This is a genomic window from Pseudomonas sp. PS01300 (genome assembly GCF_029960155.1).
GTDB lineage: Bacteria > Pseudomonadota > Gammaproteobacteria > Pseudomonadales > Pseudomonadaceae > Aquipseudomonas > Aquipseudomonas palmensis.
On record NZ_JASCPN010000052.1, the window covers coordinates 1 to 14,055 of the forward strand.

16 protein-coding genes are annotated in these 14,055 nt (G+C 67.3%); 9 read left to right on the top strand and 7 right to left on the bottom strand.

What is annotated here, in order from left to right; all coding sequences use genetic code 11:
• Positions 1-54: 54 nt before the first annotated feature.
• Together QMX96_RS20595 and QMX96_RS20600 are read right to left on the bottom strand one after the other, a co-directional pair.
• Positions 55-429 (bottom strand): DUF2784 domain-containing protein, encoded by a 375-nt coding sequence (locus tag QMX96_RS20595; RefSeq protein WP_043860232.1) that lies wholly within the window; start codon positions 427-429, stop codon positions 55-57.
• Positions 430-438: 9 nt separating this feature from the next.
• Entirely contained in the window at positions 439-918 is a 480-nt protein-coding gene (locus QMX96_RS20600) for a GNAT family N-acetyltransferase (RefSeq protein ID WP_043860231.1), read from the bottom strand.
• A gap of 188 nt (positions 919-1,106) precedes the next feature.
• Here QMX96_RS20600 and QMX96_RS20605 point away from each other — a divergent pair, with 188 nt between their 5' ends.
• From QMX96_RS20605 to QMX96_RS20620, 4 genes are all read left to right on the top strand, one after another.
• Positions 1,107-1,727 carry a LysE family translocator gene (locus QMX96_RS20605; protein ID WP_043860230.1) on the top strand — a complete coding sequence of 207 codons (621 nt, stop codon included), beginning with the start codon at positions 1,107-1,109 and terminating at the stop codon, positions 1,725-1,727.
• Positions 1,728-1,745: 18 nt separating this feature from the next.
• The gene (locus tag QMX96_RS20610) at positions 1,746-2,618 is read left to right on the top strand and encodes an alpha/beta hydrolase (protein WP_043860229.1); all 873 of its coding nucleotides are present in this window, start codon (positions 1,746-1,748) and stop codon (positions 2,616-2,618) included.
• 164 nt (positions 2,619-2,782) lie between these two features.
• Entirely contained in the window at positions 2,783-3,859 is a 1,077-nt protein-coding gene (locus QMX96_RS20615) for an HlyD family secretion protein (RefSeq protein ID WP_229590267.1), read from the top strand.
• A complete protein-coding gene (locus QMX96_RS20620; protein WP_043860227.1) occupies positions 3,849-5,363 on the top strand; it encodes an MDR family MFS transporter in 1,515 nt (504 codons plus the stop codon). The genes QMX96_RS20615 and QMX96_RS20620 overlap by 11 nt, the downstream gene beginning before the upstream one ends.
• On the opposite strand, the gene QMX96_RS20625 is transcribed toward QMX96_RS20620, so the two are convergent.
• Entirely contained in the window at positions 5,364-6,125 is a 762-nt protein-coding gene (locus QMX96_RS20625) for a helix-turn-helix transcriptional regulator (RefSeq protein ID WP_054914418.1), read from the bottom strand.
• A 197-nt stretch (positions 6,126-6,322) separates the two neighbouring features.
• Positions 6,323-7,231 carry a LysR family transcriptional regulator gene (locus QMX96_RS20630; RefSeq protein ID WP_173925050.1) on the bottom strand — a complete coding sequence of 303 codons (909 nt, stop codon included), beginning with the start codon at positions 7,229-7,231 and terminating at the stop codon, positions 6,323-6,325.
• Between the two features lie 96 nt (positions 7,232-7,327).
• Here QMX96_RS20630 and QMX96_RS20635 point away from each other — a divergent pair, with 96 nt between their 5' ends.
• Both QMX96_RS20635 and ycaC read left to right on the top strand, forming a co-directional pair.
• Entirely contained in the window at positions 7,328-8,221 is an 894-nt protein-coding gene (locus QMX96_RS20635) for a pirin family protein (RefSeq protein ID WP_058540266.1), read from the top strand.
• A gap of 73 nt (positions 8,222-8,294) precedes the next feature.
• Positions 8,295-8,924 (top strand): isochorismate family cysteine hydrolase YcaC, encoded by a 630-nt coding sequence (gene ycaC / locus QMX96_RS20640; protein WP_043860055.1) that lies wholly within the window; start codon positions 8,295-8,297, stop codon positions 8,922-8,924.
• Between the two features lie 6 nt (positions 8,925-8,930).
• Here ycaC and QMX96_RS20645 read toward each other — a convergent pair whose 3' ends face one another.
• A complete protein-coding gene (locus QMX96_RS20645; protein ID WP_043860056.1) occupies positions 8,931-9,332 on the bottom strand; it encodes a low affinity iron permease family protein in 402 nt (133 codons plus the stop codon).
• A gap of 79 nt (positions 9,333-9,411) precedes the next feature.
• On the opposite strand from QMX96_RS20645, the gene QMX96_RS20650 reads away from it, so the two are divergent.
• Positions 9,412-9,996: a hypothetical protein gene (locus tag QMX96_RS20650; protein ID WP_153002431.1), complete on the top strand. Its 585-nt coding sequence runs from the start codon at positions 9,412-9,414 to the stop codon at positions 9,994-9,996.
• A 2-nt stretch (positions 9,997-9,998) separates the two neighbouring features.
• On the opposite strand, the gene QMX96_RS20655 is transcribed toward QMX96_RS20650, so the two are convergent.
• A complete protein-coding gene (locus QMX96_RS20655; RefSeq protein ID WP_058540265.1) occupies positions 9,999-10,511 on the bottom strand; it encodes a DUF2938 domain-containing protein in 513 nt (170 codons plus the stop codon).
• Positions 10,512-10,578: 67 nt separating this feature from the next.
• Here QMX96_RS20655 and QMX96_RS20660 point away from each other — a divergent pair, with 67 nt between their 5' ends.
• Together QMX96_RS20660 and QMX96_RS20665 are read left to right on the top strand one after the other, a co-directional pair.
• Positions 10,579-11,232, top strand: coding sequence for a metalloregulator ArsR/SmtB family transcription factor (locus tag QMX96_RS20660; RefSeq protein WP_043860058.1), 654 nt, complete (start codon positions 10,579-10,581; stop codon positions 11,230-11,232).
• Between the two features lie 91 nt (positions 11,233-11,323).
• Positions 11,324-11,821 carry a PaaI family thioesterase gene (locus QMX96_RS20665; RefSeq protein ID WP_058540264.1) on the top strand — a complete coding sequence of 166 codons (498 nt, stop codon included), beginning with the start codon at positions 11,324-11,326 and terminating at the stop codon, positions 11,819-11,821.
• A 50-nt stretch (positions 11,822-11,871) separates the two neighbouring features.
• On the opposite strand, the gene QMX96_RS20670 is transcribed toward QMX96_RS20665, so the two are convergent.
• Positions 11,872-13,185 carry a hypothetical protein gene (locus QMX96_RS20670; RefSeq protein ID WP_282362314.1) on the bottom strand — a complete coding sequence of 438 codons (1,314 nt, stop codon included), beginning with the start codon at positions 13,183-13,185 and terminating at the stop codon, positions 11,872-11,874.
• Positions 13,186-14,055 lie beyond the last annotated feature (870 nt).

Below are 14,055 nucleotides of genomic sequence, written 5' to 3' on the forward strand. Positions count from 1 at the left end.
CGGCACGGCGGGCTCCCGTACGTGCCGGCCTTGCCCGCGAAGCGGCCTGAACACTCACCGCAAGGCACGGCGCCTGCGCGAGTAGCACAACCACGCATAGACCCCCGCATTCACCACGAACACCAACGCCCCCAGCCACAGCTGGATGCCTGCCGTCAGCTTGGCCGGGTAGATCAGCGGTATCAGGTAATGCTCCACAAAGCTGTCGGGGTAGCCGGTGTCACCCGCCGCTGCACGCAGGCGGTTTTCCCATTCGGTCAGCGGGCAGGGCAGGTGCAGCACCTCCACCAGCACCCCCCAGGTCACGGCCGGCAGGTGCAGCCAGCACAGCCGCGGCCACCTGAGCACTAGCAACCCGCCCAGCATCACGAACACGATGAACGTCAGATGAAACAGCACCAGCCCGTCGGCGGCCAATCGAAAGAACATGGCGTGGTCTCAACCCTGGGCGAAGCTGCGCAGCGTTTCACCTTCCATGCGATAGCGCACCCACTCGTCCTGCGGCTGCGCGCCGATGGACTTGTAGAACTGGATGGCCGGTTCGTTCCAGTCCAGCACGCTCCACTCCAGGCGCCCGCAGCCCTTGGCACAGGCCTCCTGCGCCAGGTGGCGCAGCAACGCCTTGCCCGCACCCGTGCCGCGGGCCTGGGGCGTGACGTACAGGTCTTCGAGGTAGATGCCCTGGGTGCCGAGCCAGGTCGAATAACTGAAGAAGTACACCGCAAAGCCGATGGCCTGGCCGTCACGCTCGCAGATCAGCGCCTGGGTGCTGCTGCCTTCGCCGAACAGCGTGCGCTCGATATCGGCGACCGTGGCGATCACCTCGTGGCGGGCACGCTCGTACTCGGCAAGCTCGGTGATGAAGGTGAGGATCTGGCTGGCGTCTTCGACGCGCGCGGGGCGGATATGTACGGGCATGGCGGGGCTTCTGTTCCGGAAATCGAGGAGGGTTATCCTAAGGCAATTGCCCGTCGAGGGCACGGGAAGCCTGGAGGGTGGTGAGGGCTCGCCAAGTGTAGTGCCACAATTGCCCCCAACTGTATCGCAGCGCTGCGCACCGACTTGGTTAGTGTCACTTCACAACAACACACCGCCGGACACCCGCCATGCTCACCTCGCTCAACCTGCTGATGGCCTTCGTGCTGTTCGCCTTCGTCTCCTCGATCACCCCCGGCCCCAACAACACCATGTTGCTGGCCTCCGGCGTGAACTTCGGTGTGCGTCGCACCATTCCCCACGCGCTGGGCATCAGTATCGGCTTCATGGTGCTGGTACTGGCGGTGGGCCTTGGCCTGGGCGAGCTGTTCAAGGCCTATCCGCTGGCCTACGGCGTGCTGCGCTACGTGGGCGCCAGCTACCTGCTGTACCTGGCCTGGAAGATCGCCAATTCAGGCCCGCTGACCAGCGCCGAACCCGGCACGCGCAAGCCCCTGGGTTTCTGGGGCGCGGCAGCCTTCCAGTGGGTCAACCCCAAGGCCTGGGTCATGGCCGTGGGCGCCATCACCACCTATGCACCCAGCCAGGGCTACCTGACCAACGTGATCGTGATCGCCGCGGTGTTCGCCGTGGTCAACCTGCCCAGCGTGTGCGTGTGGGTGATGTTCGGCAGCGCGCTGCGCACCGTGCTGCAGGACCCACGCTGGCTCAAGCTGTTCAATTGGCTGATGGCCGCACTGCTGGTGCTATCGCTGTATCCACTGCTGTTTGTAGAATCCGGTTTTGTGTAACCCCCACAGCGAGTCCCGATGGAACTGATCCCCTGGTCGCATGACTGCGCCGAACACTTCACCCTGCGCGGCTGGCGCTCACCTGCCAGCGGCAAGCCGCTGCTGCATTTCATCCACGGCACCGGGTTCTGCTGCCTGGCCTACCAGCCGTTGCTGGAGCGCCTGGCCGAGCATTTCGACCTGTGGCTGTGCGATGTGCAGGGCCATGGCGACAGCGATCATGGCGGCGCCTTCGTGGGCTGGAACCGCAGCGCCGCGCTGGCGATCGAGGCCTTCCAGGCAGGCCGCGGCGAATACGGGCAGGTGGCGTGCTTTGCCATGGGCCACAGTTTCGGCGGGGTGCTGACCGGCTTGATGCTGGCGCTGCAACCGGGCCTGTTTCAGCGGGCGGTATTGCTTGACCCTGTGGTGTTCAGCCGCTCGATGCTGGGGGTGATGAGCGTGGCCACGCTGTTCGGCATGCACCGTCGCCACGGCCTGGCACGCAAGGCCGCCACCCGGCGCAGCCACTGGCCCGACCGCGAGGCGGCCTACGCCGCGCTGCACGGGCGCGGCATTTTCAAGGGCTGGCACGACGAGGCGCTGCAGGCCTATGTGGACCACGCCATCGGCGACTGCGGCGAAGGGGTAGTGCTCAAGTGCCGCCCTGCGCGCGAAGTGGACGTGTTCAGTTCGTTCCCTCGCGGGCTGTGGGCTGCCCTGGCCCAGGTGCAGACACCCGCACGGGTGCTGCATGGCATCACCACCTATCCCTTCGTACCCGTGTCGCTGGCGCGCTGGGCGCGTCTGAACCCAAGGGTCGAGCTGCGCGAGGTGCCCGGCGGGCACTGCTTCATGCAGGAAGATCCGCAGGCCTGTGCGCACGAGGTGCAAACCTACCTGCTGGGCTGATGGCAGGTTGTCCATTTCGCGACGAATACTGGCCTGTACGCTAGCGAACGCCAACCGCTGACCCCCTTAGAGTGCATCCTTGAACAACAACAGGGAGCACGAACATGAACCAGGCGGTCAGCCCCGAACCACCGGTTACCCAAGCCACCGAGCGCGTGCGCGTGATGACGCTGCGCCGCGCCCTGGGCGCAGCCGGCACGCTGGCGGTACTAGGGGTTGCCTTGTATGTGTGGCACAGCGGGCGCTTCAACGAACAGACCGACGATGCCTACGTGCGCGCCGACTGGGCGCCGATCAGTGCGCGGGTGGGGGGCTATGTGGCCCAGGTCAGCGTGGCCGACAATGCCGTGGTCAAGGCCGGCGACCTGCTGGTGCAGCTGGACGACCGCGACTATCGCCAGCAGGTGCGCCAGGCCCGTGCGGCGCTGGCCGCCAGTACCGCTTCGGTGCAGGCGCAGCAGGCCGTGCTGGTGACCCTGGCGGCGCAGCTGGAGGGGCAAGGGCAGGCGATTGCCCGTGCCGCCGCCGAGCGCGAGGCGGGCGGTGCCGAGGCGCGGCGCGCCGAACTCGACTGGCAGCGTTACCGCCAGTTGATCGGCATGAACGCGGTGAGTGCCCAGCGTGCCGAACGCGCCAGCACCACACGCACCCAGGCGCAGGCCACACTCAAGGGCGCGGACGCCGGCTGGGCCATGCAGCGGGCCCGGCACCAGGTGCTGGCCAGCCAGCAGCGCGAGGCCCGGGCCGAACTGGTGCGCCGCGAGGCCGAGCTGGAACAGGCCGAGGCGGCCCTGGCCCTGGCCGAGAACGCCCTGGCCGACACCCAGGTACGGGCGCCCTTCGACGGCGTGGTGGGGCAGCGCAAGGTGCGTGTGCAGCAGTACGTCAGCCCCGGCCTGCCACTGCTGGCAGTGGTGCCGGTGGAGCAGGCCTACGTGGTGGCCAACTTCAAGGAAACCCAGCTCGAACACATGCGCCCGGGGCAGCGCGCGACCCTGGAGGTGGACACCTTCGGCCGGCACTGGCAGGGCACGGTCGACAGCGTCTCGCCCGGCTCGGGGGCGGTGTTCGCGCTGTTGCCGCCCGACAACGCCACCGGCAACTTCACCAAGATCGTGCAGCGCTTTGCCGTGCGTATTCACCTCGACCCGGTGGAACCCGGCACGCCGCGGCTGCTGCCGGGCATGTCGGTGATCGCCACCATCGATACGCGCACGGCGCAGGTGCGCGATGAGCACTGAAGACAAGGTATCGCTGCGCGCGTGGGTGGCGGTGATCGGAGGCTTGTTCGGCTGCTTCATGGCGGGCATGAACGTGCACGTCACCAGTGCCGCGCTGCCGGAAATCGAAGGCGCGCTGGGGGCGACGTTCGAGGAAGGCTCATGGATCTCCACCGCCTACCTGGTGGCGGAAATCACCATGATTCCGCTCACCGCCTGGCTGGTGCAGGTGTTCTCGCTGCGCCGGGTGATGCTGGTGGGCTCGCTGGTGTTCCTGATCAGCTCGGTCAGTTGCGCGCTGGCGCCGAACCTGCAGGCGATGATCGCCATCCGCGTGATCCAGGGCGCTTCGGGGGCGGTGCTGATCCCGCTGTCGATGCAATTGATCATCACCGAGCTGCCGCCGAGCAAGATCGCCCTGGGCATGGCCTTGTTCAGCCTCTCCAACAGCGTGGCCCAGGCCGCCGGGCCGTCGATCGGCGGCTGGCTGACCGACGCCTATTCATGGCGCTGGATCTTCCTGCTGCAACTGCTGCCCGGGGTGGCGCTGCTGGCGGCGGTGGCGTGGTCGATCCCGGCGCAGGCCGGCGACCGCGCCCAGTTGCGCGGCGCCGACTGGCTGGGCATCGCGGCCATGGCGCTGGGGCTGGGCGCGCTGCAGATCGTGCTGGAGGAGGGCGGGCGCGAGGACTGGTTCGATTCGGCGTTCATCGTCACCTTCAGCGTGATTGCCGTGGTGGCGCTGGCGCTGTTCGTGCAGCGCCAGCTGTGGGGCGCGCGGCCCTTCATCAACCTGCGCCTGCTGGCCAGCTACAACTTCGGCGTGGCCAGCCTGGCCATGGCGGTGTTCGGGGCGGCGACCTTCGGGCTGGTGTTTCTGGTGCCCAACTACCTGTCCCAGGTGCAGGGCTACAACGCCCGCGAAATCGGCATCAGCCTGATCGCCTACGGCATGGTGCAGTTGCTGCTGGCGCCGCTGCTGCCGCGCCTGATGCGCTGGCTCAACGCCAAGGTGCTGGTGGCCAGCGGCTTCGCGATCATGGCGCTGGGCTGCTGGCTGGGGGCGCACCTGTCGGCGGACGCGGCAAAGAACGTGATCATCCCCTCCACGGTGGTGCGCGGGCTGGGCCAGCCGCTGATCATGGTGGCGCTGTCGGTGCTGGCGGTGAAGGGGCTGGACAAGGCCCAGGCCGGCTCGGCCTCGGCGCTGATCTCGATGCTGCGCAACCTGGGCGGTGCGGTGGGCACGGCGCTGCTGACGCAGCTGGTGTCGTTGCGCGAACGGTTTCACGGGCAGCGCATCAATGAGAGCCTGACGCTGTTCGATGCACCCGTGCAGCAGCGTCTGCCCGGCGGGGTGCTCGATGCACAGGCCCCGGCGCACCTGCAGGTGCTGGCGCAGCTGGACCAGACGGTGCATCAGCAGGCCTACCTGATGGCGTATTCGGATGCGTTCTATGTGTCGTGCGTGGCGTTGGCGGTGTGTGCGCTGGCGTCGCTGCTGCTGCGCCAGCATGCACGCTGACTAGTCGGCGTCGGGCTGGCCGTAGGCCGGGGTCTTGCCGAAGTAGGCACTGGGCGAGACCCCCAGGGTGCGGCGGAACATGGCGCTGAAGGCGCTGGGGCTGTCGTAGCCCAGGTCCAGCGCCACGTTCAGGATCGAGTGCCCGGCGGCCAGCGCGTCGAGGCTGGCCAGCAGGCGCAGGCGGCGCAGCCACTGGATGAAGCTCAGGCCGGTTTCGCGCTGGAAGGCGCGGGTCAGGGTGCGTGCGTTGAGGCCGCTGTGGGCGGCGGCGCGCTGCAGGCTCCAGGGGCTGGCCGGGTCGTCGCGCAGGGCCTGGCACAGCGCGGCCAGTTGCGGGTCGACCGGCAGCGGCACGTACAGGGCCAGAATTGGCAGCACGCGGATCTCGTCCAGAATCAACTGCATCACCCGCTCGTCACGCCCGCCGGGCGGGTAGTCGGCGGGGATGAGCATGGCGCTGATGATCAGTTGGCGCAGCAGCGGCGGGATGTCCACCACGCGGCAGGTCAGCGGCAGGTCGGGGCGCGCGTCGGAGGCGACGAACAGGGTGCGCATGCGGACCTGGCCGGCCATCTTCAGGTCGTGTTCGACGGCGGCGGGCACCCATACGCCGCGCCCTGGCGGAACCACCCAGCAGCCCTGGCTGGAGTTGACCGTGATCACCCCGCTCAGGGCATGGATCAGCTGGGCGCGGTTGTGGCAGTGCGGGGCGATGCGCTCGCCGTGGGGGTAGTTTTCTGCCAGGGGGACAATCGGCTGCATGGCGGTGCGTTGGGGTTGAGGGTGGGGGGGGCAGTATGCCTGATGATCGGTGGGTGCAGGTTCAGCGAATGCTGTGCATTCGATCGCGGGGCAAGCCCGCTCCCACAGGTACAGCGCCTATTCAAAGAGTGCCGCAATCCCCGTGGGAGCGGGCTTGACCCGCGATCTGGCGCATAGCGCCAGCAAACCCTGGCACATCAATCGATCCCGCTCTGGGCAAACTCCTGGGCCAAAAAATCCAGCAGGTGCCGCACTGAAGGCAGCAGCCCGCGCCGTGAGGCAAACACCGCGTGCACCAGCCCGCATTGCGGTGCCCAGTGCGGGGTGGGCTGCACCAGCTCGCCACGGGCAAGCTCGTCGCGGATCACCACCAGTGGCAGGTGCACCACCCCCACGCCCGCCAGCGCCGCCTGGCGCAATACCACCAGGTCGTCGGTCACCAGCCGCGGCGTGTGCCGCAAGCTGGCCGTGGCGCCGTCCGGGCCATTGAGCTGCCATTGATAATCGCGCTGCGGGTTGCCCCAGTGCAGGCTCGGCAAGGCGGCCAGGTCGGCGGGCACGATGGGCCTGGGCAACGACGCCAGCAAGCCGGGCGCGGCCACCAGCAACTGCGTGCTGTTGGCCAGCACCTTCATCACCAGGTCGCTGCTCTCCAGCGGCGGCACCCGCACCCGCAGCGCAATGTCGATGCCTTCCTGGATCAGGTCCACATGGCGGTTGGTGCTCTCGATATGCAGCTGCACCAGCGGGCACTGCACCATGAAGCGCGACAGCATCGGCCCCACCCAGAAATCCAGCAGCGCCGTGGGGCAGCTCAGGCGCACGATGCCCTGGGGCTCGGCACGGTGGCGCTCGATCAGCTCGGCCGCACCTTCGGCCTCCACCAGCATGGCCACGCAATGGCGGTGGTAGGCCTGCCCGATGTCGGTTACCGAAAAATGCCGAGTGGAACGCTGGATCAGGCGCACCCCGAGGCGCTCCTCGAGCCCGGCCACCCGCCGGCTGAGTTTGGACTTGGGCATGTCCAGGGCACGGCCGGCGGCGGCAAAGCCACCGTGCTCGACCACCTGGGCGAAGTAGTACAGGTCGTTGAGGTCTTCCACCACTGTTCTCCAAATGGAACGCTGAGGGCACTTTACGCTATCTACCGCCTTCAGCGTTGCGCCCTTATCGTTGGCTTCATGCACGAGAGGAGGTAGCTCATGAAAAAGATCCAAGGCGTCTACAGCAGCCCGCACCCGCATTGGGTGGGTGACGGCTTCCCGGTACGCAGCCTGTTCACCTACGACAACCTGGCCCAGCACATCAGCCCGTTCCTGCTGCTCGACTACGCCGGGCCCCATGCCTTCACCCCCACCAGCGCCCGTCGCGGCGTCGGCCAGCACCCGCACCGCGGTTTCGAAACGGTGACCATCGTCTACCAGGGCGAGTTGGAGCACCGCGACTCCACCGGTGCCGGTGGCCTGATCGGCCCGGGCGATGTGCAGTGGATGACGGCCGCGGGCGGCATCCTGCATGAAGAGTTCCATGCGCCGTCGTTCGCCCGCAGTGGCGGCACCCTGGAGATGGTGCAGTTGTGGGTCAACCTGCCGGCCCGGCACAAGTCTGCCCCTGCCGGCTACCAGACCCTGCTGGCCGCCGACATCCCCAGCGTGGTGCTGCCCGGCGGTGCCGGCAGCCTGCGGGTGATTGCCGGTGACTACCACGGCCATTGCGGCCCGGCGCGCACCTTCACGCCGATGCAGGTGTGGGACATGCAGCTCAAGCCCGGCAAGCCCGTGCGGTTGCCTGCCCAGGCCGGTCACAGCAGCGCCCTGGTGGTGCTGCGCGGCCAGGTCACGGTCAATGGCGAGCGTTCGGTGGGCCCGGCACAACTGGTGCTGCTGGAGCGTGCCGGCGACGAAGTGCTGCTGCAGGCCGACAGCGAGGCGGCGGTGCTGTGGCTCAGCGGCGAGCCGCTGGATGAACCCATCGTCGGCTACGGCCCGTTCGTGATGAACAGCGATGCCGAGATCGAGGCGGCGTTCGCCGATTTTCGCGCCGGGCGCTTCGGCCAGATGACCAATGGCGGCGGCACTGTCACACGCGCCGACTAGGGTCTGTATGCAACTCACGTTTGTCCCAACTCCGGCGCCACGGCGCCGGACCACCCCTGCAAGGAGTATGACCATGAGTGTTCCCTACACCCGTCTGGACAAGAACAACGCCGCCGTGCTGCTGGTCGACCATCAGGCCGGGCTGCTCTCGCTGGTGCGTGACATCGAGCCGGACAAGTTCAAGAACAACGTGCTGGCGCTGGCCGACCTGGCCGAGTACTTCAAGCTGCCCACCATCCTCACCACCAGCTTTGAAAGCGGCCCCAACGGCCCGCTGGTGCCCGAGCTCAAGGCGCAGTTCCCTGACGCGCCATATATCGCGCGCCCCGGCCAGATCAACGCCTGGGACAACGAAGACTTCGTCAAGGCGGTCAAGGCCACGGGCAAGAAGCAGCTGATCATCGCCGGTGTGGTTACCGAGGTGTGCGTGGCGTTCCCGGCGCTGTCGGCGATTGCCGAAGGCTTCGAGGTGTTCGTGATCACCGACGCCTCCGGCACCTTCAACCCGATCACCCGCGACGCGGCCTGGGACCGCATGTCGTCGGCCGGTGCGCAACTGATGACCTGGTTCGGCGCGGCCTGCGAACTGCACCGCGACTGGCGCAACGATGTCGAGGGGCTGGGCGCGCTGTTCTCCAACCACATCCCCGACTACCGCAACCTGATCACCAGCTACAACACCCTCACCGGCGCCAACCAGTAGCCCGCCTCACTGCGCGTCGCCGCGCCTGCCCCCGGTTTCATCGGCGGGCAGGTCGGTGGCGCGGTCTTCGCCGATCTCCCGGTACTCCTTGAGCAATTGCTTGAGCTGGCTGTTGTCCAGCTGGTCGAGGTTCATCAGCGCGTTGTGCGCCGCCTTGGTCGAGCGCAGCAGTTCGTCGAGCTTGATGTGCAGCACGTCGTTGTCGCGGTTCTGGGTGTTCTGGATGACGAACACCATCAGGAAGGTGACGATGGTGGTCGAGGTGTTGATGATCAGCTGCCAGGTGTCGTTGTAGTCGAACCACGGCCCGGTGACGGCCCAGACCACGATCAGTACCAGTGCGATGAGGAAGGTGCGCGAGCGACCGGCCTGTTTGGCCAGGCCCTGGGCGAAGCGTTCGAATTTCATGGCAGACTCTTGTGTGGGGATCTACTGGGTAGACCCTGCGGCGTTGCCGAAATTCTTTGTAACATCAGGGGAAGACGACATGGGGCAGGACCACGGGGCACCGACGCACCTGGTGCGGGTGATACCCACCGATTACGGCCAGTTCGTGCTGGAGCTGAACAATGGCGAGCACCGCTTGCTCAAGGGCTTGGTGCTGACCCGCGAGCTGGGCTGGAGCGAGCTTGCCAACCCACGCAAGGCGCGCCAGCGAACCTTCAGTGCCACCCAGCTCGGTTGGCCGGGTGGGCGTACGCTGGGGCTCGACTACCTGCTCGCGCAGGCACAGCCGATGAGCGAGCGCGAGCTGGGCTGGCAGTCGGTGGACTTCTCCCAGTGCAACCGCGCGCCCACCCCGGAGCACGACACCCACCACGTGTACTACGTGAGCCTCAAGCCCTTCGACCCGCGGCCATTCGGCCTGGGCGAGTCGATTCACGGCGGCCATGGCGAGCGGGGCGGCATGTTTTCCTTCGACCTGGCCGGGCTTGTGGCGTGTCCCAACTGGCGCGAACACTTCGAGCTGGCCGGCTGTGGCTGGGCCATTGCCCTGGTCGACGCCAACACCACGGATGCGCAGGCATTGCTGGACGTACTGATAGACGCCTGGTGCCAGCGTGAGGCCTGAGCTCAGCCCAGGGGCATCAGGCCCAGGCCATTGAGCAGCAGCGCCGCGACAAACAGGCTGACCCCGAACGCCGTGTGCGCCGCCAGGCTGCGCAGGCGTGCCACCTTGGGGTTGGGGGTGCGACGGGCCAGTACGCCTGCGCCCATGCCCGGCTGCAGAATGAAGAACGGCGCCACCAGCGTGCCGATACCGATCGCCAGCGCCGGCAGCAGGGTAGGGCTATGGGCCCAGCCGATGCCGAAGATCGCCAGCAGCAGCCCGGCGTACAGCACCCCGATCACATAGTGCGTCGCCCAGCCCAGCAGGGCTTCGCCCGGTACGGGCGGCGCCTTGGCGATGCTGTCATGAGTGAACTGACCATGGCGCAGGTGCGCCACCCAGCGCCCGACCATCGGCCAGCTGGGCGTGGGCACCTTCAGCACCCGCTTCTGTGTTTCGGCCCACAGGTCGGCCAGCGCCGTGCCCAGCAGCCCGATCAGGCTGGCACTGGCGATGAAGGGAAGCAGAGGGGACATGGCGTTGCTCCTGAATAAAACATTCAATGAATTGATTGAATGATTGGCGAATGATAGCTTCCTGTCAATGACCGACCTTCCTCAGCAACACTTCATCGATATCGCCGAGCTGGCCCGCACCCTGGGCCATGCGCATCGGCTGCACCTGCTCGAACACATCGCCCAGGGCGAGCGTGCGGTCGAGCGCCTGGCCGAACTGTGCGGGTTGTCCGTGGCCAACACCTCCCAGCACCTGCAGCACCTGCGACGCGCCGGCGTGGTACAGACCCGCCGCGACGGCAAGCGCGTGCTGTACCGCCTGGGTGGTGGGCCGATCCTGGAGGTGCTGGCGGCACTGGGGCAGTTCGCCGAGCACAACCGCCTGGCGGTGCGCGAGCTGCTGGCCGACAGCATGAGTGCGCAGGAGCGCCTGGAGGCGATGTCACGCGACGAACTGGTGCAGCGCCTGCACGAGCAGAGCATCACCCTGCTGGATGTGCGCTCCCACGAGGAATACGCCCTGGGGCACTTGCCGGGGGCGATCAGCATGCCACTGGACGAGCTGCAGCAGCGCCTGGCCGAACTGCCGCAGGACCAGGAGATCGTTGCCTACTGCCGTGGCCCCTGGTGCGTGCTGTCGAGTACCGCCACCGCGGCCTTGCGCGAGCACGGCTTCAAGGTGCGCCGGCTCGACAGCGGCCTGCCGGACTGGCAGGCGGCAGGGCTGCCGGTGGAGGCCTGAGCCTCTGCGGCGGCCCCTGGCGCTTTCGCGCGCGGGCCTGGCAGCGTTACCATCGACGGTCTGACTTTCCATAAAAACAATCAGGAAGCCTATGAACGCCCAAGCCTTACCCCTGCAAGACCTCGCCGCGCCAGAGGGCGTGTGCTACGGCTGCGGTACCTCGCACCCCAGCGGCCTGCACCTGAAAAGCCACTGGGCCGAGGACGGCAGCCACGTGCTGTGCCGGCACGAACCCGATGCCACCTTCACCGGCTGGCCGGGGCTGGTGTACGGCGGGTTGCTGGCGATGCTGGTGGACTGCCATTCGAACTGGACCGCCATGGCCTGGCACTACCGCGCCGAAGACCGCGAGCCGGGCAGCCTGCCGCGCATCGACTGCGTCACCGGCAAGCTTTCGCTGACCTACCTCAAGCCCACCCCGATGGGCGTGGAGCTGGTGCTCAAGGCGTGGGTCGAGGGTGAGGTGGGACGCAAGAGCCGGGTCATCTGCGAAGTCTGGGCCGGCGACGTGCTCACCGTGACGGCCGACTCGGTGTTCGTGCGCGTCGACACCGAACGCCTCAAGCAACAGGCCCACGCGACCGTGTAACCCCGGGGGCGATGGCCTTGGACATGTCCCTGGCCGTCGCCCCAGCCAACTCAGAACGGCATCGCCAGCGTCACCTGGCTGTACAGGTTGGTGCCATTGCCGCCCACCTGATTGCCCCCCGTGTTCTCGTCCTTTTTCGGCTGGTACAGCCCCACCAGCGGGCTGATGATCAGGTGCGGGCTGACTGCCCATTCCACGTACAGGTCCAGCTCGCGGGCACCGAGGTTCAGCGCGTTGCGTGTGTGCAGGGTATCGAAGTCGAAATACAGCGCGCCCAGGGTCAGGTTCTCCAGTGGCTTGGCCACCAGGCCCAGGTGATGCACCCCGGTATTGCTGTTGAACGGCCCCGCGTAGTTGGCCGCCACCTCACCCTGGAACCAGGTGCCGTAGCCGGTGCTCAGCCCGGTGAACAAGGCATCCCAGCCTTCGGAATAGCGGGTGTAGCGGTAGGTCAGGCTCGGTGCCCAGGGCAGCTCGGCGAAGGTGTAGCCGGCCTCGGCGTACCAGGCCTTTTCCGGGCCGGCCTGCTTGTCCTGCCAGGCGTATTCGAAGGCGAAGCTTGTGTTGTCGATACCGGCGTTGCCTTCGCCGCGCAGGCTGTAGGTGTCCATGCCGTCGCGTTGGCGCTGGAATTCGCTGGCCCATTGCTCGGTGACGCCCAGGCCGTGAATCCAGGTCAGCCCCAGGGTGCCGGCCGCGGTGGTGTAGTCCAGGGAGCCGGCGGCCAGTTCGGTCTCGGCCTGGGCGCGGTTGTCGGACTTGAGCCACAGCACGCTGGCGTGCACGCCACGCTCGCCGCCCAGGCGCAGCACGGCGGTGCGGTCGAAGGCGTGGCGCGCCGCCAGGTAATAGGCGCCGCCACGGTCCAGCGCGCCGTCGGCGGGGCCTTTGCCGAGGTTGGGGCCGTCGTCGTTGATCAGAAAGCCGCGGCCCAGCTTGACCACCTGACGGCCGAACGAGGCATCCACGCCATCCTTGCCCAGCAACGGGAACAGCTCGCCGGAGCGCCAGCCGAGGTAGGCGTCCTCCAGCTTGGTGGTGCGCTCGGTGCCGTCGGTGTTGCCGGCTGCGTCGCCATCGCCCCAGGTGGCGGAACTGACCCAGCTGAGTGCGCCGTAGGCACTGCCGTTGCCGGCCAGGCGCTGGTCGCCGCTGATTCCATACTTGATGAAGCCCTCGCGCCAGGTCGAGCCGCCGGGCGTGGCGTCGTAGTTCTTGCGGCTGTTGAACAGGCCGTACACCGCCAGGATGTCGGCATTCAGGTGGGACTCGTCATCGGCGTAGAGCTCGATGGCCTGGGCTGATGGCTGGGCCAGCAGCGCAGCCAGGCTGAGGGCGGCAAGCAGGTGAGGGTGCAGGTTCATGGTGGTGGGGTCCCCGGGTTGGCGTGAGTGGTGGCCATTTAGGGCGGGGACGGTGGGGGCTGTCTTTGATCTGGCTGCCACATGGATTGATTGTGTGCGCCAGGCGGGTAGGTGCCGGGGTGCTTGCCAGAAGCAGGTTGCTTGGGGCTGTGAGGTCGGCTTCTGCCCGCAGGGTGTGTCAGGCAAACCGTGCGCGCAGGTTTTGCTGCCGCTTCGCGCCAGATCGCGGGGCAAGCCCGCTCCCACGGCCTTGCGGCCAGAAGCAGGTGTTTGGGGCTGTGAGGTTGGCTTCTGCCCGCAGGGCGTGGGAGTTGGCTTGGCCGACGATCGAGCGCGAAGCGGTCGTAAAACCTGAGTGCAGGGTGTGTCAGGCAAACCGGGTGCGCTGGTTTTGCTGCCGCTTCGCGCCAGATCGCGGGGCAAGCCCGCTCCCACGGCCTTGCGGCCAGAAGCAGGTTGTTTGGGGCTGTGAGGTCGGCTTCTGCCCGCAGGGCGTGGGAGTTGGCTTGGCCGACGATCGAGCGCGAAGCGGTCGTAAAACCTGAGTGCAGGGTGTGTCAGGCAAATCGGGTGCGCTGGTTTTGCTGCCGCTTCGCGCCAGATCGCGGGGCAAGCCCGCTCCCACGGCCTTGCGGCCAGAAGCAGGTTGTTTGGGGCTGTGAGGTTGGCTTCTGCCCGCAGGGCGTGGGAGTTGGCTTGGCCGACGATCGAGCGCGAAGCGGTCGTAAAACCTGAGTGCACGGTCCGCCAGGCAAACCGGCTACGGCCAGAAGTGCGCTGGCAGCCTGCAACAAAACCCCAGGCAGCCACGGGCAAGACGCCAGTCAACCGCCAGCGCACAGTGGCGCATAACCACAACAACGGCATTCG